The sequence below is a fragment of the Gaetbulibacter aestuarii genome, assembly GCF_039537665.1.
Classification (GTDB): Bacteria; Bacteroidota; Bacteroidia; order Flavobacteriales; family Flavobacteriaceae; genus Gaetbulibacter_A; species Gaetbulibacter_A aestuarii.
In genome coordinates this window covers 606,533-625,664 of sequence record NZ_BAABAY010000001.1, presented here as the reverse complement: position 1 = coordinate 625,664, position 19,132 = coordinate 606,533, and the positions used below count along the sequence as shown (strand labels likewise).

Genomic DNA, 19,132 nt, shown 5'->3' with positions numbered 1-19,132 from the left:
CGAACTATGGATTACTATCCGTACATTAAAGCTTTTCACCTGATCTTTGTGATCACCTGGTTCGCCGGACTCTTCTATATACCACGGCTTTTTGTATATCAAATTGAAGCGCATTCCAAGCCTTCCCCCGATCGGGAAATACTCGGAAAACAACTCAAACTTATGGCCAAGCGTTTGTGGTATATTATTACCTGGCCGTCGGCTATTTTAGCAACTGTTTTTGCTATATGGTTGATCATTTTGCAACCTTTTTGGTTGTTGCAGGCCTGGATGCAACTTAAATTAGCCTTTGTTGTACTTCTTATTTTATATCATCTTAAAACCCATCAATATTATAAGCAATTGCAAAACGATGTATTCAAGAAATCTTCAAATTTTATGCGAATTTGGAATGAAGGAGCAACATTTATTCTTTTTGCGGTTGTGTTTTTAGTGATTTTGAAAAGCGCGATCAATTGGATCTGGGGTTTGATAGGCCTTATTGTGCTTAGTGTTTTAATTATGCTGGGCTTTAGAATGTATAAACGAATTCGCGAAAAAAATCCTGAAGCCTGATTTTTTGGTTTGAGAACCCCATTAGTTTTAATGATTTGTCTGCTTCTTTTTTAATGCTTTGGTGCGATTATTGCTATATTTATAGCAGCAATTTTTCAGATGAAAATTAAAAAACTCTCTTTAAGACACCGTATTTTCCTGGCCATGATTTTCCTGGTTTTGGTAGCGTCTATCACGATTACGCTCGTAGCCATTTATCAGTATAAGCAGGAAACAAAAGATTATCATAAAGATCGTTTGGCCACCAAAGAGCGTAATATTCAGAACCATATCAAGAGCGTTTTGAATAGTCGCCAAAACACCTGGGAGGTAAAAACGGAGAATATTCCATTCATTTTCAAAGAAGAAGTTTACAACATTGCCAACATTCACAAATTGCAAATTAACCTGTATGACCTGGAGGGAAACCTTCTTATTTCCTCAAAAACAGGCATAAAGCAAGAAGATCTGGACACTTGTTTAGACCCTAAAATACTCAATCAACTTGCTAATACCTCACAACACCGGTATGTAGATAAATTAAAGTTGAACGGCGAGACCTTTCAATCCTCATTCACTTATATTACCGATAACAAATCGAAAACCCTGGCCATCCTGAATATTCCTTATTTAGAAAATGATGACTTTTTAGCGAAAGAACTCAGTGAATTTTTAGAACGCATCAGTTACGCCTATTTGTTCGTGCTCGCCATGGCTATCGGGATGTCGTATTTATTGTCGAAATACATTACGAAGTCACTAAAAAGTATCAGTGATAAAATGAATACCACGAGATTAGAACGGACCAATGAAAAAATTGAGGTAAAAGATACCAGTGAAGAAATTTCAACCCTTGTAAAATCGTATAACAGCATGATTGATGAACTCAGGGAAAGTGCTGTAAAACTGGCGCGAAGCGAGCGAGAACAGGCCTGGCGGGAAATGGCAAAACAAGTGGCTCATGAAATTAAAAATCCTTTAACCCCAATGCGTTTAACGGTTCAAAGCTTTCAACGCAAGTTCGACCCACAGGATAAAAATATTCATTCAAAATTAGATGAATACAGTAAAACACTGATTCAACAAATTGATACCATGAGTTCCATTGCTTCAGCATTTTCTAACTTTGCCGAAATGCCGGCACAACAGAACGAAACTCTAAACGTTGTTAAAATTGTAAGGCTGGCTCTGGATATTTTTAGTGAGGATTTCATCTTTTTTACTGCTGAACAGGAGAATATAATTGCTAAGTTTGACCGAACGCAACTGATACGCGTGGTTACCAACTTAGTGAAGAATGGTATTCAGGCTATGGCAGACCAACCAGATCCTAAGATCGTTATCAATGTAGGAACGGATGGTGACAACGTAGTCATCACGGTCTGTGATAATGGCTCAGGCGTTAAAGAAGAAAATAAAAGTAAGGTTTTTGAGCCAAAGTTCACTACAAAAACCAGTGGTATGGGTCTGGGATTAGCCATGGTAAAAAACATTGTTGAAACCTATAAAGGAACGATTTCATTTGTGTCTGAAAAAGATAAAGGCACCACATTTAAAGTTACATTTCCTAAAGAATAAATTATGACATTTAACAACATTATATCAGAAACTGAAAATGGTATAACCACCATAACAATTAACCGGCCAAAAAAACTGAATGCCTTAAACAGGGAGACCATTAATGAATTACACCAGGCGTTTAAAAGTGCCAATGCTGATAAAGACACGAAGGTAATTATCATCACCGGAAGTGGCGAAAAAGCGTTTGTTGCAGGTGCTGATATTAGTGAATTTGCAGATTTTGATGAGGCACAGGGAAGTCAGCTGGCAGCTAGAGGACAAGCGTTGTTATTTGATTTTGTTCAAAATTTAGAAACGCCTGTTATTGCAGCCGTTAACGGTTTTGCGCTTGGTGGTGGTTTAGAGTTAGCCATGGCCTGCCATTTCAGAATAGCGAGTAATAATGCTAAAATGGGCCTACCGGAAGTGTCGCTTGGCGTTATCCCGGGTTATGGTGGAACGCAGCGTTTGCCGCAATTGATAGGAAAGGGGCGTGCTATGGAACTCATCATGACAGCGGGTATGATCGATGCTAATCAGGCTTTGAATTATGGTCTAGTAAATCATGTAACGTCACAAGAAGAGTTATTGCCGTTTAGTGAAAAGATAGCAAGCAAAATCAGTAGAAACTCTTTAGTGGCCATTGGGCAGGCTATCAAAGCTATCAATGCTAATTATGAAGAAGGCGTTAATGGTTTTGAAGTTGAAATAGAGGCCTTCGGGCATTGTTTTGGAACGGATGATTTTGAAGAAGGTACTTCAGCATTTTTAGAAAAGCGCAAAGCGAATTTTAAAGGAGAATAAATGTGATGGATTCTAAATCATCCATAAAAGGTCGGGGCGCTCAACGCCAATTGAATAATCGGTTTTTTGAGTTGTCGCACGAACTTCGTGATGATTTTCTAGAATATTGTCGGGTTGAAGGTGAAGAAAGTACTTCGAATAAAACCACATATTCCGAGGTTTTCCCAAAAACTATTGTTAATAAAGTTACGAGTCCCGATGTCGGGATGATGTACTCCATGAACCCTTATCAGGGTTGCGAACATGGCTGTATCTATTGTTACGCTCGAAACTCTCATGAATACTGGGGTTTAGGCCCGGGATTAGATTTTGAACGGCAGATTTTGATCAAAAAAGATGCACCAAAATTATTGGAAGCCTTTTTAAAAAAGAAAAGTTGGAAAGCCGAAACTATTGTGCTGTCAGGAAATACGGATTGCTATCAACCGGCTGAAAAAAAGTTCGAAATCACACGAAAATGTCTTGAAGTATTTTTAAAATACAAACATCCAGTTGGCATCATTACAAAAAATGCCTTGATCCTTCGGGATCTCGATCTTCTAAAAGAACTGGCTAAAGACCATTTAATTTCGGTGAGTATATCGATTACTTCCTTATCGGAAGATACCCGGCGCATTTTAGAACCCAGAACAGCCTGTATCAAAAAACGTCTGGAAACCGTAAAGATTTTGAGTGACAATGGCATTCCTGTAAATGTGATGTTGGCTCCGATAATTCCTTCAATAAATAGCCATGAAATTTTACCCTTGGCTAAAGCTGCCGCGGAACATGGTGCATCTTCTTTAGGTCATATTGTAGTGCGTTTAAATGGAGCTATTGGGGATCTTTTTAAAGACTGGATCGAGAAAACCCTACCCGATCGCGCTGAAAAAGTACTGCATCAAATAGCATCCTGTCATGAAGGCCAATTGAACGACAACCAATTTGGAAGACGTATGCGTGGAACCGGTAAAATAGCCCAGCAAATTAACGATTTGATGGAACTTGCCAAGCATAAATACTTTAGAGATAAAGAAAAGGTAACCTTAAATAAAGAGTTACACGAAACCTACAAGGATGGTCAGTTTAAACTTTTTTAGTTTAAAGCAAAAAAAAGTGGGCCACCACAGCCCACTCTTACCAACTAAACTAAATAAGACATTAAACTAATTATTAATGAATGTTGTAAACTCCTTGTTTATAGATTTAAGAGTAATTTTATACGTTGCGCCACTTTTAAGGGCGTAAACTTTTCCTATTGCTTTAACACCTTTGATAGTTTCAGAGTACGATAATTGATAAACACCATCTGTTTCAGCATAAATATCTATCTTAACTGGCTCACCATTTAAGGCTAATTTTGAAATTAAAACCTTGTTATCTTTTTGTCTGATGTAAGGTTTGAAAATCGATTTTGACTCAGCTTTTTTGAATGCAACCTTATTCGCTGTTACAGTGAAAGGAATAATTTTAATTTCAAGATCTTTATCCAATTCAAAAACATAAGCTCCATCGGGCAATGCTGTTAAATCGAATCCTTTTTTATAAGTACCGGAAGTTTTAATTAATTCTTTATAAAGCACCATGCCGTTGCTATCTTTGATCGCCAGAGAATTTCCTGAACTTACATTTTCTAAGGTTAATGCCATTTTACCTTCGTCATAAGGTTTTAGGTCATTATTTATTGTTGCTGTTGCAGCAAAACTGTGTACCGTAGCAAACATCGTTGCTATCAAAATACTGTTAGTTAATAATTTTTTCATGATTTGGATTTAATAACGTTCAACGGTACAAAGATAGAGGCATCATACGGCGTAGAAAACATCAAATTTGATGAATTTATATGCTAAATTATCTGTTAAACGAATGTTAACTGAATGTTAAGTTAAAATAACATAGATTTGAGGTAATAGAATATATAATGTATGCATAATAAGTAGTACTTTTGTCTAAAATTGCAATATGATAACCAAAAAACCTACTTTAGAAAAACTGACACCAAGTTTTGGAAGTTCCATTTTGGTGAGACAGCATGTTGAGCAACTGGACAAGAATAATGCCTACTGGCATTTTCATCCGGAGTTAGAACTCGTTTATGTTGATAAAGGGCAGGGAAAAACACATATTGGTAACCATTTGTCTTATTTCAATAACAGTCAATTAATATTAATAGGGGCGAATTTACCGCATAATGGTTTTGCTGACAGGCTTACAGCGAACGGGAGTGAGACCACCGTACAATTCAAACAGGATTTTTTAGGTAATGATTTTATTAAAATTCCTGAAATGCAGAGTGTTGCTGCGTTGTTCGATCGAGCAAAAAAAGGCATTCGTTTTAATATTGAAACCAAAAAGGTTATTGGTCCAAAAATTAACAGTCTAACGGATTATGACGGGCTGGAACGTGTTTTAAAATTTTTAGAAATTTTGAACTATTTGGCAAATACCGATGGCTATACTTTGTTAAATGCTGACGGCATTGCTTTGGAAACCAATCCACAGGATAGTGATAAGATCAGTATGATCTATAAATATGTGAATAAGAATTTCCAAAATCAGATTCCTTTGGATGAAATTGCAGATGTTGTTAGCATGACGGTTCCTGCTTTCTGTAGATATTTTAAGAAAACCACCGGTAAAACCTTTACACAGTTAGTAAATGAATATCGTGTGGTGCATGCCACCAAGTTACTTAATGAAAGTCAGATGAGTATTGCTGATATTTGTTTTGAATGCGGATTTAATAATTTTTCACATTTCAATAAGCAGTTCAATGAATTGACCGGAAAAAGTGCCTCTCAATACCGTAAAGAGATCAAGCACATTATTCAGTAGGTATCAGCGGTAACAATACTTTAGATTAGAAAATTTGAAAAATAGAGTTTTTGGTGTAAATTTACATCAAATTCGCATCTAATGGCACGACAAAGCATTTCTTTAACGGAACCAAATGATAAATGGTTAAAGGCACAGGTTGAGAATAATGAGTACTCAAGCAAAAGTGAACTTGTTAATGATCTCATTAGGCAAGCACGCAAACAGCAAAAACAAATTGATTGGATTGCTGCTAAGTTAGATAGTGCAGAAAACAGTGGGTTTACCTCAGATAGTAAAGATCAGATTTTATCTCAGTCTAAGCGCCAATTAAATGGCTAAATACAAATTAAGTAACACTGCTAAAGAGGACTTAATTAGAATTCATCATTATGGTGTTAATAAATTTGGTATGGTGCAGGCGGATAAATATTTTCACTCTTTTTTTGAATATTTTGATATTATCTCCCAACGACCATATTCATTCGATTCGGTTGATTTTATTAAAACGGGATATAGACGCTGTGTCTGTGGATCGGACAGTATTTTCTTTAAAATCAATGGCGATATGGTTGAGACAATGGCTATTGTTGGTCGGCAAGATTTAAAAAATTTAGTTTAAAAAATATGGAGCAGTACATGTTCAATCTATGTTCTCGGCTTATTAATAACCATTACTTAACCTACAACAAATTGTAAACACAACATGTCCGATTCAAAAAAAATTGCAGAAGCCATCAGTTATTATTCTATAAAACGAGAGGAAATTATACGTTTTATGAATGATCATAACGACCTATCCGCTGAAGAAATTATTCAAAAAGGAGAAGAATTGGCTGTTTTAGAAAGTAAACTCACCGCTTTGGAAGTTGCCAGAGAAAATTAAACCTTACTTATTCCCATCCCATTCCGCGTAGAATTCATCCAGATATAATTCCATGAAAGCATGGCGCTTCTGAGCGATCTTTTTACCGGTAGCGGTATTCATACGATCCTTCAAAAGCAATAATTTTTCGTAAAAATGATTGATCGTAGGTGCTTTTGAAGCTTTATATTCTTCCTTGGTCATGTTGAGGTTGGGCTTAATACTCGGGTCGAAAAGAGGTCGGTTTTTAAAGCCGCCATAATTAAAACAGCGCGCAATACCAATGGCACCAATGGCATCGAGGCGGTCGGCATCCTGAACAACATCCAATTCCGGAGAGTTAAAGGCCTGATTTACGTTTCCGCCTTTAAAGGAAATATGCTCAATGATATTTACCACATGTTCGATCACCTGAGAATCTACATCATTTTTAAATAAAAACTCACGAGCCATTTTAGGTCCTACAGATTCATCACCATTATGAAACTTACTATCGGCGATATCGTGTAACAAGGCGCCGAGCGATACTACAAAAACATCTACCGGTTCCGATTTGGCAATCAATAAACTATTATTATAAACACGTTCAATATGAAACCAGTCATGACCGCCTTCGGCATCTGCCAAAGTATGTTTCACAAAAGCTATGGTTTTATCGATAACCTCTTTTTCCTTCATGTTTAATTAGGATATTTTACTTTACAATTGCAGGCTGCACCCATTTAAATTCATAGGAGTTTTCAGGAATTTTCATGCGTTCCGATAAGCGATACATTCGGTCCGGAAGTTTCATTAAATAATCACGGGCTTTTTCGGCCTCATCAGTTAAGTCAGTGATCTTATCTATTTCCCAACGCTTGATCAGTTTTACTAAAATATCTACATAATCTTTTGAGGTATACACACCGATACGTTGCGCCGTATTTGAAAATTCTTCAAAAGCGGTTCCTATTTTTCCACCGGATTCCCGTAAAAAATGGGCCGGCATGGTAATTTTTTGCTTGATCATATCGTAAAACGCCAGCATCATTTGGCTTGGATCTACTTTGAAAATACGTTCAACAAACTCGGAATAAGCGTTATGATGGCGCATTTCGTCGCCGGAAATGATCTGACACATTTTACCCAATTGTTTGTTGCTGTTTTTCTTGGCGATCTTGGCAACACGATTATGAGAAATGTAGGTTGCTAACTCCTGAAAACTGGTGTAAACGAAATTCTTGTAAGGATCGCGATCGGTTCCAATATCAAAACCGTCAGCAATAAGGTGCTGGGTGGTCTTTTCGATCTCGCGCATATTCACGCGGCCCGATAAATACAGGTATTTGTTCAGTAAATCACCATGACGATTTTCTTCGCCCGTCCAGTGTTTTACCCATTTCGACCAGCTATTACCGCCATTTTCTACCTGATTAACACCTTCAACATCCATAAGCCAGGATTCATAGGTTGGAAGCGCTTCTTCGGTAATCATATCACCTACTAAAACGACCCAAAAATCATAGGGTAATTCTTTGGAAAGCTCCCGGATCTCTGTCACTTCGTCAAAAAAACTATCGGATTCTGAATTGGGTAAAAAATCACTGGGTTGCCAGATGGTATCTACGGGGATGAGGTATTTTTTGATTAAGGATTCTACGTCTTTTTCCAAAAACTGCATAACTTCTAAACGAACATTCTTTTCAGACATAATTTTATTTTTAAGGATGAATATCTTTTTTTACTGCTTTTTCAATTTGGTCAATTAATTCGGCTTTGTCTTCATAATCACTTAAATATAAGGGTTTTTGTACCTTAAATTTCATATGCGTGCCAATTCCCATGGGAAATTTTCCATAACGGAACGTTTTCCAGGAATTATTTATGGTAATGGGAACGATAATGGCCGACGGGATTTTTTTAAATAAAAGGGTTAAACCTTTTGTTTGAAAGGGTTTTGATTCACCTGTTTTACTTCGGGTACCTTCCGGAAAAATAACAGCGCAACGCTTGGTGCGCTCAATGTATTCGCCAAAATTTGATATGGCTGGGAAAGCTTGTCTCGGATTTTTGCGGTCTATCAAAGCCGAACCGCCATGACGCAAATTGTAAGAAACGCTGGGAATGCCTTTACCCAATTCTATTTTACTAATGAATTTAGGATGATATTTTCGCATATACCAGATCAACGGTGGAATATCGTACATGCTCTGGTGATTCGTTACAACAATAAGGGGATGACCTTTGGGAATATTAAAATCATTCTTAAAACTAAAACGTGTTCCTAGAATATTAAGGCATCGCATAATGAAAAATTGCATCCAGTCCACGCTTATTTTGTGGGCTTGATAACCGAAAACATTAAAACTGATCCATTGTATGGGATGAAACACCAAAAGCGTTGTGTAGAAACACAGATAATAAACAGCCGTTAGGGGATAAGCAATTATTTTACGCATGAAACAAAGGTAACTTAATGCCTAGAAAATGCATAAAAAAAACCACGAATAAATCGTGGTTCTCTCATATTGTAAAGTTTTACTTTCACCTAAAGTAAAAGCAATTTTCTTGATCTTAGCAATGTGTGTTGTAAGCGTCTACAAGATTGTCTGCGATCAATTCGGCAGGACGTCCTTCAATGTGATGACGTTCTAACATATGAACTAATTCACCATCTTTGAATAAAGCCATACTTGGTGAGCTTGGTGGAAATGGCACCATATGTTGTCTGGCACGCTCCACGGCTTCTTTATCAACGCCTGCAAAAACAGTAACGATATGATCAGGGCGTTTGGCGTTTTGTAAACTTAAACGGGCACCCGGGCGAGCGTTGGCTGCAGCACAACCACAAACAGAATTTACTACAACTAGTGTAGTTCCTTCTTTAGCTAAAGCGGCATCAACATCTTCCGGCGTATGTAATTCTTCAAAACCTACTTTAGTAAGGTCTTCACGCATAGGTTTTACTAATTCTGCTGGATACATATATTTTAATTTTTAATAATTAGATTGTAAATGTGTGCAAAGATACCAATTGTGTAACAATTCTGTGAACCAAACAACTAACATTTACAATTATTGAACAATTTTTTTTGTTGGCCTTTCATAAGCCGGATTCTGCTTTCAATAGCGAGAATTTATGTGTAGGTTTGACGTAAATTTAATGAGATACTTACATGGGTTTTTCAAAATGGATTGGTGGTGCCCTGGGATGGTCTTTTGGAGGTCCTATTGGCGCTATCATAGGTGTAGCAATTGGCAGTATGATAGATGCCATGTCAAATGGCGATTCCGGCAATTTTACCGGGCATCAAGGACAACAACGGCAACACCATAGTGCGATATACAATACACGCCCGGGCGATTTTGAGGTGAGTCTTTTGATTCTGGCTTCCATCGTCATTAAGGCTGATGGTAAACAAGACCAGCGCGAACTGGATTTTGTGCGGAAGCAATTTGTGAGCATGTATGGGAAAGAACGCGCAAATCAAGCCTTTCGGTTATTTAAGAACATAGCAAAACAAAAAAATATTTCTACCCGCCAGGTTTGTTTGCAGATCCGACAAATGATGGATCATCCCTCGCGTTTGCAGTTAATCCACTTTTTATTTGGTATCGCTAAAGCGGATGGTCTGGTAACGGCAGATGAAGAACAACAAATCAGTATCATGGCCGGCTATTTAGGCATTAGCTCTTTAGACTACGAAAGTATCAAAGCCATGTTCTACCGAAACAGTGATAATGCTTATAAAATCCTGGAAATAGACAAGTCGGCTTCCGTGAATGAGATCAAAACAGCCTATAGAAAAATGGCTAAAAAATACCATCCCGATAAGGTTATTCATTTAGGTGAAGCTCATAAAAAAGGCGCTGAAGAAAAATTCCGTCAGGTACAGGAAGCTTACGAACAGATCCAAAAAGAGCGCGGTTTTTAGCCTTTTATTGGTGAAAATTTATCGTTGAACCACTTTTGGCAACTGTCAGGTCGATAGTTCGCCCCAGAATCATTGCCCTGTTGTCATCTTCATGACCCGCTGGCATTTTAAATGCAATAGGAAAATCATAATCCTGTAAAGCATCCAAAATAAGTTGTTCAACAGACGATCCCCATTTGGTGGTGTTTTTGCGAAGTTTGGTCATATCTCCAACGATCAAACCTTTACAATGATCGAAGTAACCGGCTCGTTTCAAACTTTGAAGCATCCGATCGATATGGTATTTGTATTCTCCAATTTCTTCAATAAAAAGAATTTTACCCTCGGTATTAATGCTCGTTTTAGAGCCCAACATGGTATGCAATAGCGTTAAATTACCACCAACCAGTTCTCCCGTAGCCGTTCCGGGGCGATTGTATTTCGAAGGTTTAAGTTTATAACTAAGGGGCTGTCCGGAAATAGCAGCTTTAAAAGATTCAATAGACTTTTCTATTGGTGCTTTATCATCCTGTAAACTGGAACACATGATGGCGTGAATGCTTTCCACACCTTCATTGTGAATCTGGTTGTGAAGCGCCGTGATATCCGAATACCCAATAACCCATTTCGGGTGTTTCTTAAAAGTAGTCCAGTCGAGATGATCTAAAATACGCACACTGCCATAACCACCACGAGCACACCAAATAGCTTTTATTGAGGGGTCGTCAAGTGCTTTTTGAAAATCTTCGGTGCGTTCGGCATCTGTGCCTGCAAAATGATGATCCTTACTGAACAAGTTTTCGCCCAATACCGGATGTAAACCCCAGCTTCTGAGAAGGCGTTCAGCTAAATCAATATCGTGTTCCTTGTTCTTCAAAATTCCTGAAGGTGCTACAATGGCTACAGTATCGCCTTGCTTTAGGTAAGGTGGTTGCATTAATTCGTGTTGTTTTTGTAGGTCATGTTGTTGTGCAAAACTCAGTGTGTTTCCCATGAAAAAAAGCGCAAAAAAAAGGCGAACTATTTGTGGGGTTTTAGACATATGGTAAATGTACATTTTTTTTCTAAATCGCTTGTAAATTGTGTACTTTTACGGCCAATTACAAAACTGAAACAGCGTTGCGAAATGACTTTTGAATCGCGATGTGATGAAATTAAAGAATACTGATGAATAATCCTAAACGATATACAATTACAACGGCTTTACCTTATACCAACGGTCCAATTCATATCGGGCATTTGGCCGGTGTTTATGTACCTGCCGATATTTATGCCAGATATCTGCGACTTACAGGAAAGGATGTGGTTTTAATTGGTGGTAGCGACGAACATGGTGTGCCTATTACCATCAAAGCAAAAAATGAAGGCGTGACCCCGCAGGATATTGTGGATAAATACCATGCCATCATTAAGAAGTCGTTTGAAGATTTTGGTATTTCATTTGATAATTATTCCAGAACTACGGCTAAAATTCATCATAATACCGCTTCTGAATTCTTTAAAACCTTATATGAAAAGGGTGCATTTATTGAAGAAACCACAGAACAACTTTACGATGAAAAAGCGCATCAGTTCCTTGCAGATCGTTTTGTAACCGGTACGTGTCCGAAATGTGGTAACGACGAAGCTTACGGCGACCAGTGTGAGAACTGCGGCTCTAGTTTGAATGCCACAGATTTGATCAATCCGAAATCAGCACTAACCGGGAATACCCCAACATTAAAAGAAACAAAACACTGGTTCTTACCTCTTGATCAGCATGAAGCTTTTTTAAAAGAATGGATCCTGAAAAGTCATAAAAAAGATTGGAAGCCCAATGTATACGGACAATGTAAATCCTGGATCGATGATGGTCTGCGTCCGAGAGCGGTAACTCGTGATCTCGACTGGGGAATCCCTGTACCTGTTGAAGGTGGTGAAGGTAAGGTGCTTTATGTTTGGTTTGATGCCCCTATAGGCTATATTTCATCTACAAAAGAATGGGCCGATCGCGTTGGAAAAGATTGGGAACCCTATTGGAAATCGGAAGACACGAAACTGGTGCATTTTATTGGAAAAGACAACATTGTATTCCATTGTATTATTTTCCCGGCCATGTTGCGTGCTGAAGGCTCTTTTATTTTACCTGATAATGTGCCTGCCAACGAATTTTTGAACCTGGAAGGGAACAAACTTTCAACCTCCAAGAATTGGGCGGTTTGGTTGCATGAATATCTTGAAGAATTTCCGGATCAGCAGGATGTTTTGCGCTATGTGTTAACAGCAAATGCTCCGGAGACCAAGGATAACGATTTTACCTGGAAAGATTTTCAAGCCAGAAACAATAGTGAACTGGTTGCTATTTTTGGAAACTTCATCAATCGCGTGGTTGTATTAACCCAAAAATATTATGATGGTGTTATTCCGGAACCTTCTGAGTTAACCGAGGAAGACGAACACACTTTAGCGGCAATTAAAGCCTATCCTGATGTGATAGCGAGTTCCATTGAGCGTTACCGCTTCCGCGAAGCGCAACAAGAACTTATGAATCTCGCACGTTTAGGAAATAAATATTTAGCAGATGCCGAACCCTGGAAAGTCATCAAGGAAGATGAAGACCGAACGAAAACGATTATGTATGTAGCCCTTCAAATTACGGCTGCCTTGGGCACTTTGAGCGAACCATTTTTACCTTTTACTTCGGCGAAACTTAAGGAGATGTTGCATTTTGATGCCTTGGAAAAAGCATTGGACTGGCAGGCCATTTCCGAACAAAATACGCTGTTACCGGCCGGACATGCCATTGGTAAAGCCACCCTTTTGTTTTCTAAAATAGAGGATAAAACCATTCAGGAACAACTTGATAAACTGGAGGCTAATAAAAAGGCCAATGAGGCTGCAAACAAACAGGCCACACCTCAAAAAGATACAATTTCTTTTGAGGATTTCAGTAAATTAGATCTGCGTGTCGGCACCATTCTGGAGGCTGAAAAAATGCCCAAGACCAAAAAGTTGTTAAAACTAAAAGTAGATACCGGATTGGATGTGCGAACCATTGTATCGGGTATTGCCGAAAGTTTTTCTGCGGAAGAAGTTGTGGGAAAACGCGTTACCGTTTTAGTTAATTTGGCGCCACGCGCTTTACGAGGTGTTGAAAGTCAGGGAATGATCTTGATGACGGAAACCGCTGAAGGTCAGTTGGTTTTTGTGAATACTGATGATAATTCTACTCCTAACGGTTTACCAATTAGTTAATTTAGTATAGCTTTATTTCAATACAATTGCGTACCTTTAAAATTGTTGCGAAGTCATACAAAAATCAGGAACAACCAATCTTCGGTTTCTGAGTAAGTTCAAGGGTTTCAAAATCTAAGACTCCAAAGGTTCTCGTATATATTTACAGATGTTCCGTTTTACGATGGCATGTCGAGGAAATTAAAGCTATTAATCCTAAAAATCTTAAAACCTATTCTATGAAAAAATTAATGATAATGGTGCTAACCCTGGGACTCCTGTCTTGTGGTGCATCCAAAACAGTCCGAACAGCAAAACATACTTTAAAAGGCACCTGGACTCTAAGTAATATAACTTACGACCGTGCCGGAACCTATAAAATAAAACTCCTGGACGACGCTTCCAAAGACTGCTTTGAGGGCAGTAGCTGGCAATTCATCCCGAATAATAATACCGGAACCTATACCATCAACAATTCTAGTTGTGGCATTGGCGAACGCTATTTTATTTTCACAATAGATGAAGTAGATGCACAAACCGGTTTGTACGACTTTTTATTGAAACCCACTGATGCTAAGGGTAAATCAGAAACCAATCAAGGCTTCCGTATAAAATTAAGCTCTTTAACAGAAACAACCATGCAATGGCAACAAACTGTTATGGTTGGTGGTAGTCCGTTTACCATTAGTATGAACTTCGTTAAGAGCTAAACTAAAACACATCTAAATTATAAATTAAAAAACATGAAAAACTATATAAAAAAAGGAACTCTATTAGGATTAAGTTTCATCCTGGTTCTAAGTTTGACGCAGTGTAAAGCCATTCAAAATGCCAACAACAAACAAAAAGGCGGCGTTATTGGTGCCGCAGGAGGAGCCGTAATTGGCGCCATAATTGGTAACAATGTAGGTAAAGGTGGTAATGGTGAACTTGGTGCCGTAATTGGCGGTGTAGTTGGCGGAACAGCCGGTGTCCTGATCGGAAATAAAATGGACAAACAGGCCCAAAAGATCGAAGAGGAAATTCCCGGGGCTGAGGTAGAACGTGTTGATGATGGTATCGTAGTAACCTTTAACGAAAATAGTGGCGTATATTTCGCTACAAACAAATACAATATCAACACAGCGTCGCAAGAAACCTTAAATAAATTGGTAGGCGTATTCAAAGAATATCCAGATACGAATATACTGGTAGTTGGACACACAGATAGTACCGGAGACGCAGACTACAACATGGAATTATCTAAAAACAGAGCTTATGCTGTAACTAATTATTTTATTGGAAAAGGCTTGAGTTCAGGTCGTTTTACCACCAATTGGTTTGGTGAAACCCAACCAATGTATGATAACAACACGGCTGAAGGGCGGGCTAAAAATCGTCGTGTTAACATTGCCATTTTGCCAAATGAACAAATGATTAAGGAAGCAAAACAGCAAGCCGGCGAGTAAGACATATTTTAATTAAAGTTAATGACTTAGGGTTGTATCTATGAGATGCAACCCTATTTTTTTAATAGTCTTAAAAGAATTAACCGTTTGTCGGAATTTTGAATAAATCATGAAACCATTCAAAATTCATTTAAAATACTGAAAATAAGTTAGTTAAAACTAATTTAAAATAATAAAAAAAGAAAAATTCATTAATTTTCTCTAATGGGAAATTATCTTTACATCTGTGTCACAAGTGTTTATTTAATACATAAAACATTTTAGTTTTTCATAGTAACTAGGTTCAATAAACCTGAGTGACACAAAAATCATATTAAACCACCCCCTTAGCTTGTTGATAAATTCAACTTGTTAAGGGGGTTGTTTTTTAAACCTAAATCTTAATTCATATGAAAAAAATTTTTATCCCTCTTTTGTTCGCAAGTATTGTGTTGGCTTGTGGTACAACAAAAAATTCAACAACAACGCAGAGCAACCTCCCTAAAGGAACCTGGGTTCTCAACAGTATTACCTACGACGATTCGGACGAGTATTCCATTAAATTATTCAATGATGCCTCAAATACCTGCTTTACAGGAAGTATATGGAAGTTCTCCTCAAATAAACAAAAAGGGACGTACTCCATAACAGATGCTACCTGCCAACCCGGTGATCGCTATTTTGTTTTTAAAATTGATGAAACGAAACAGGAGATCGGCAAGTACGATTTTTTGATAACACCTACCGATGCTGATGGAAATTCTGAGACTAATGCAGCATTTCGTACCAAAATGATCTCCCTCACATCGTCCAAAATGGAATGGCAACAAACTTCAACCATCGATGGAAGTCCTTTTGTTTTCACAATGAATTTTATTAAACAATGAATTAGTCAAATTCGTAATTAACGAATTTTTTAAATTCTAATGTTAGCAGGGGCTCCTTTTGGAGCACCCTGTTTTTTTTTGGTATTTTCGCAAGAAACTGAACTCACCGTAGGAACGGTTACTGTCTTGTCTATGTTAAAAATTGCGTATCATCCTATTTATAAACACCCATTACCGGAGGGTCATCGCTTCCCAATGATTAAATATGAGTTATTGCCGCAGCAACTTCTCCACGAAGGCACCTGTAACTACGACCATTTTTTTAAGCCGCAAATTCCTGATGAAAGCCACATTTTAAAGGCTCACACCGAAACCTATTACAGGCAGTTACAAGATCTCAGTTTAGATAAACGAGCCGCTCGAAAGATTGGTTTTCCGTTAAGTACCGAACTTGTGGAACGCGAGATCATCATTGCCGACGGAACCATAAAAGCTAGCGATTTTGCGCTACAATACGGTATTGCCATGAATATTGCAGGAGGCACGCATCACGCGTATTCCGATAGGGGCGAAGCATTTTGCTTGCTTAATGATCAGGCGATCGGCGCACGCTATCTACTTGATGCCGGAAAGGCCGAAAAAATTCTTATTGTGGATCTTGATGTACATCAAGGTAATGGTACGGCAGAAATCTTTCAAAATGACTCCCGAGTATTTACATTTTCCATACACGGAAAAAGTAATTATCCTTTCAAAAAGGAAACCAGCGACCTCGATATTCCCCTGGAAGATAATACTGAAGATACCCACTATTTAAAAGTCCTTAAGGATACGCTCCCAAAACTCATCGAAACCCAAAAGCCCGATTTTATCTATTACCTCTGTGGCGTTGATGTATTAGCTTCCGATAAACTGGGCAAACTAGGCTTAACTCCTGAAGGATGCAAGGAACGCGACCGATTCGTGTTACAAACCTGTAAAAATCTAAATCTTCCGGTAATGTGTTCCATGGGAGGCGGCTATTCCAAAGACATCAAAATTATTATCAACGCTCATGCCAACACCTTTCGCCTGGCTCAGGAAATATTCTTTTAGCGTCTCCTTACTTTTTATGAAACGTATAGCTTAATCCAAACATAGCCATGGAAGTATTCATTTTGTATGAAACAAAAGATTGCGGAATAGCTCCTAATGGATTGTTAGCGGAAATATTTCGAGGGTTTAAAATTTTCCCTTCAGTAGAGCCGTTACTATCTCCATAATGGAAAACCGCATCGATCTTCCAATTTGAATTTAATTCATAGCTCAATCCAAACTGGTATGCATTTTTAATAACAGCAGTTGCGGGAATATTAAAAAAGGCGAGGTCTTTTGGGATAGGGTTCGAACTGTAGGTATACCCTAATCGAACAGGTAGTTTTGTAATGCCTTTGTATTGAATACCCATAGAAAGTATCGAAATATTTTGCCATCCAAATCCAGCGACAGAGGGTAACATATTGCTGTCAAATGTCCAACCTGTTTCTGAGAATCCATCGGTATTTTCATAATCAATACGTCTGAAATCCAATGCAAGGTCAATATTTCCGGAAGAATACCCCAGACCTAAAGAGAAGATAGCAGGATAATCCATTTGAAATTTATTTTTAGCAGTCGAGCCATCCGGATAGGTGTTTTCAAATTCGAAAGCACTAAATTTTTGAACCGTTTTATAAGAAGCGCCTAATTTTAAACCCATTCCGGAATCATAGAACAACCCAAACTGGGCACCAAAACCAAAAGCCGAGGCATGGTTGGTAGCTGGATAACCGGTCATATTAGGTTTTGCCGTAGGGTTAGGCTCAAGTTCTAGCCCTGAGTAATTGATGTTAGGTTGTATCCCGATTGAAAAGTGGTCCGAAATGGCGTAAGCATAGGTTCCACTCACTTGAAAAAGCATGTAATCAGATTCAATTCTTCCAAATCCCTGTGCTGCCTGTGGGTAGTTTACAGGATTCGAATTTAGATAGGGATTAAAATTTGGATTTGGTTGACCCAAAGCATCTACAGGCGCATTATTTTCCTGTGGGAAGGTTACTCCAAACCCACTAATACCAAATGCTGATACACCAAAAGTGTGTTTGCTCTCATTATTAGCCCAAACCATCGCTAGAGCAGGCATTACAGAAAGACCTCGATCGTCTTTAGTAACACCTGATACTGGGGGTGCTCCGGGTGTGTCCGGGCCAAAATCTCCGGGTTGCCAAAGCATGTTTGCCGGTAGGCCTGAGCTTAATTCCGGAGACGAAAAAAATAGGCCGACATCCAGTTTTACAGAGGTTTTATCAAAGGCAGAAATAGAGGCCGGGTTCCATTGCAATGCTCCGGAAATATCTAAAGGTTGAGCAGTCGCAGCACCACCCATCGACATATTTACAGCGCCCACGCCCTGCATAACATGGCCAACTTGTGAAAAAACAGATATAGAAAAAAGTAAAAATAACGAAGGTATTAGGGAAGTTTTCATAACAATTTACATTTGAAGAAACTCAGTGGTTATAAATAGAGTCACAAAGGTAAACGGCCTATTTTCAGGGAAATATGACCTTTGTCATGAATTCTATTTTATTCATAAAAAAAGCACCCAAAAAAGGGTGCTTTCAAATTATTAGGGTACAGAGCTATTATCTGTTCATATTCTTAATTTCTTCCATAAATGTGTCCAGATCGGCACCATTACCAACCAGCGTCAGAGCTTTATCCATAATGTATTTCACATTCACGGCATGAAACCCAAGACCAACACCAATCTTGTTTAAAAGGCGGTGCTCCGGATCTCCTTTAATTTGGTCTACATGCACCATACGCACCAAATCGTACAAACGCTCCAAACGGTTATCGTAAGATACCGGCGGATTAATAGGATGCGAATTGTAATCCTTTAAAATCTCTTTATAATCCGATTCGCTAATATCTAAATTCCGCGCCAAACGGTCCAAAAAGGCCTGTTCATCCGGGGTAATAATCCCATCATCCATAGCCACACGAACAATCGCCGCGAAGTGATCTTCGTTGCGTTCTTTAAATCCACTGTCAAATAAATCTGAAAACGACATAAACTTGTTTTTATATGCTACAAACCTACATAATTTTTTAAAAATTCAAACTGATATGAAACAGTTTTTTTGGGCGTTACCACAAGGGTCGGGCTATCCGCTGCAAGTCCGCGCTCGTGCC

Annotated in this window: 22 protein-coding genes; 14 read left to right on the top strand and 8 right to left on the bottom strand. The window is 38.4% G+C overall.

All coding sequences use genetic code 11. The features are described 5' to 3' along the window. Window positions 1-6: 6 nt before the first annotated feature. From ABD682_RS02700 to ABD682_RS02685, 4 genes are all read left to right on the top strand, one after another. Window positions 7-555 carry a CopD family protein gene (locus ABD682_RS02700; RefSeq protein ID WP_344738729.1) on the top strand — a complete coding sequence of 183 codons (549 nt, stop codon included), beginning with the start codon at window positions 7-9 and terminating at the stop codon, window positions 553-555. A gap of 99 nt (window positions 556-654) precedes the next feature. Beyond that, window positions 655-2,112: a sensor histidine kinase gene (locus tag ABD682_RS02695; RefSeq protein WP_344738727.1), complete on the top strand. Its 1,458-nt coding sequence runs from the start codon at window positions 655-657 to the stop codon at window positions 2,110-2,112. Between the two features lie 3 nt (window positions 2,113-2,115). Beyond that, on the top strand, window positions 2,116-2,898 hold the full coding sequence (locus ABD682_RS02690; RefSeq protein WP_344738725.1) for an enoyl-CoA hydratase/isomerase family protein: 783 nt from the start codon (window positions 2,116-2,118) through the stop codon (window positions 2,896-2,898). 5 nt (window positions 2,899-2,903) lie between these two features. Then, the gene (locus tag ABD682_RS02685; protein WP_344738723.1) at window positions 2,904-3,977 is read left to right on the top strand and encodes a PA0069 family radical SAM protein; all 1,074 of its coding nucleotides are present in this window, start codon (window positions 2,904-2,906) and stop codon (window positions 3,975-3,977) included. A 66-nt stretch (window positions 3,978-4,043) separates the two neighbouring features. On the opposite strand, the gene ABD682_RS02680 is transcribed toward ABD682_RS02685, so the two are convergent. After that, entirely contained in the window at window positions 4,044-4,640 is a 597-nt protein-coding gene (locus tag ABD682_RS02680) for a hypothetical protein (protein WP_344738721.1), read from the bottom strand. A 199-nt stretch (window positions 4,641-4,839) separates the two neighbouring features. Between ABD682_RS02680 and ABD682_RS02675 the strand changes: the two genes are divergently transcribed. The 4 genes from ABD682_RS02675 to ABD682_RS02660 all read left to right on the top strand — a co-directional run bounded on the left by ABD682_RS02675 (window position 4,840) and on the right by ABD682_RS02660 (window position 6,577). Beyond that, on the top strand, window positions 4,840-5,712 hold the full coding sequence (locus tag ABD682_RS02675; protein WP_344738719.1) for an AraC family transcriptional regulator: 873 nt from the start codon (window positions 4,840-4,842) through the stop codon (window positions 5,710-5,712). An 81-nt stretch (window positions 5,713-5,793) separates the two neighbouring features. Further along, on the top strand, window positions 5,794-6,033 hold the full coding sequence (locus ABD682_RS02670) for a ribbon-helix-helix domain-containing protein (RefSeq protein ID WP_344738717.1): 240 nt from the start codon (window positions 5,794-5,796) through the stop codon (window positions 6,031-6,033). Beyond that, on the top strand, window positions 6,026-6,313 hold the full coding sequence (locus tag ABD682_RS02665; protein WP_344738715.1) for a type II toxin-antitoxin system RelE/ParE family toxin: 288 nt from the start codon (window positions 6,026-6,028) through the stop codon (window positions 6,311-6,313). The genes ABD682_RS02670 and ABD682_RS02665 overlap by 8 nt, the downstream gene beginning before the upstream one ends. Before the next feature lie 84 nt (window positions 6,314-6,397). Then, complete coding sequence (locus tag ABD682_RS02660) at window positions 6,398-6,577, top strand: hypothetical protein (RefSeq protein WP_344738713.1); 180 nt, start codon at window positions 6,398-6,400, stop codon at window positions 6,575-6,577. A 3-nt stretch (window positions 6,578-6,580) separates the two neighbouring features. On the opposite strand, the gene ABD682_RS02655 is transcribed toward ABD682_RS02660, so the two are convergent. The 4 genes from ABD682_RS02655 to ABD682_RS02640 form a co-directional block, all read right to left on the bottom strand. Further along, window positions 6,581-7,234, bottom strand: coding sequence for an HD domain-containing protein (locus tag ABD682_RS02655; RefSeq protein WP_344738711.1), 654 nt, complete (start codon window positions 7,232-7,234; stop codon window positions 6,581-6,583). A 16-nt stretch (window positions 7,235-7,250) separates the two neighbouring features. Further along, complete coding sequence (locus tag ABD682_RS02650; protein ID WP_344738710.1) at window positions 7,251-8,246, bottom strand: acyl-ACP desaturase; 996 nt, start codon at window positions 8,244-8,246, stop codon at window positions 7,251-7,253. A gap of 10 nt (window positions 8,247-8,256) precedes the next feature. After that, the gene (locus ABD682_RS02645; protein ID WP_344738708.1) at window positions 8,257-8,994 is read right to left on the bottom strand and encodes a lysophospholipid acyltransferase family protein; all 738 of its coding nucleotides are present in this window, start codon (window positions 8,992-8,994) and stop codon (window positions 8,257-8,259) included. A 115-nt stretch (window positions 8,995-9,109) separates the two neighbouring features. Further along, the gene (locus ABD682_RS02640; RefSeq protein ID WP_344738706.1) at window positions 9,110-9,520 is read right to left on the bottom strand and encodes a BrxA/BrxB family bacilliredoxin; all 411 of its coding nucleotides are present in this window, start codon (window positions 9,518-9,520) and stop codon (window positions 9,110-9,112) included. Window positions 9,521-9,711: 191 nt separating this feature from the next. Here ABD682_RS02640 and ABD682_RS02635 point away from each other — a divergent pair, with 191 nt between their 5' ends. Further along, window positions 9,712-10,470 (top strand): TerB family tellurite resistance protein, encoded by a 759-nt coding sequence (locus ABD682_RS02635; RefSeq protein ID WP_344738704.1) that lies wholly within the window; start codon window positions 9,712-9,714, stop codon window positions 10,468-10,470. A 4-nt stretch (window positions 10,471-10,474) separates the two neighbouring features. Here ABD682_RS02635 and ABD682_RS02630 read toward each other — a convergent pair whose 3' ends face one another. Next, on the bottom strand, window positions 10,475-11,491 hold the full coding sequence (locus tag ABD682_RS02630; RefSeq protein WP_395360183.1) for a S66 peptidase family protein: 1,017 nt from the start codon (window positions 11,489-11,491) through the stop codon (window positions 10,475-10,477). Between the two features lie 125 nt (window positions 11,492-11,616). Here ABD682_RS02630 and metG point away from each other — a divergent pair, with 125 nt between their 5' ends. The 5 genes from metG (at window position 11,617) to ABD682_RS02605 (ending at window position 17,011) form a co-directional block, all read left to right on the top strand. Next, window positions 11,617-13,683: a methionine--tRNA ligase gene (gene metG, locus ABD682_RS02625; RefSeq protein ID WP_344738700.1), complete on the top strand. Its 2,067-nt coding sequence runs from the start codon at window positions 11,617-11,619 to the stop codon at window positions 13,681-13,683. Between the two features lie 218 nt (window positions 13,684-13,901). After that, a complete protein-coding gene (locus ABD682_RS02620) occupies window positions 13,902-14,372 on the top strand; it encodes a lipocalin family protein (RefSeq protein WP_344738698.1) in 471 nt (156 codons plus the stop codon). Window positions 14,373-14,405: 33 nt separating this feature from the next. Further along, window positions 14,406-15,110, top strand: coding sequence for a YiaD family glycine zipper/OmpA-like lipoprotein (locus ABD682_RS02615; RefSeq protein ID WP_344738696.1), 705 nt, complete (start codon window positions 14,406-14,408; stop codon window positions 15,108-15,110). A gap of 389 nt (window positions 15,111-15,499) precedes the next feature. Continuing rightward, a complete protein-coding gene (locus ABD682_RS02610; protein WP_344738694.1) occupies window positions 15,500-15,976 on the top strand; it encodes a lipocalin family protein in 477 nt (158 codons plus the stop codon). A gap of 132 nt (window positions 15,977-16,108) precedes the next feature. Further along, complete coding sequence (locus ABD682_RS02605; RefSeq protein WP_344738692.1) at window positions 16,109-17,011, top strand: histone deacetylase family protein; 903 nt, start codon at window positions 16,109-16,111, stop codon at window positions 17,009-17,011. A 7-nt stretch (window positions 17,012-17,018) separates the two neighbouring features. On the opposite strand, the gene ABD682_RS02600 is transcribed toward ABD682_RS02605, so the two are convergent. Together ABD682_RS02600 and ABD682_RS02595 are read right to left on the bottom strand one after the other, a co-directional pair. Beyond that, entirely contained in the window at window positions 17,019-18,422 is a 1,404-nt protein-coding gene (locus ABD682_RS02600) for an OmpP1/FadL family transporter (RefSeq protein ID WP_344738690.1), read from the bottom strand. Window positions 18,423-18,579: 157 nt separating this feature from the next. Then, the gene (locus ABD682_RS02595) at window positions 18,580-19,011 is read right to left on the bottom strand and encodes a TerB family tellurite resistance protein (protein WP_344738688.1); all 432 of its coding nucleotides are present in this window, start codon (window positions 19,009-19,011) and stop codon (window positions 18,580-18,582) included. Between the last annotated feature and the right edge of the window lie 121 nt (window positions 19,012-19,132).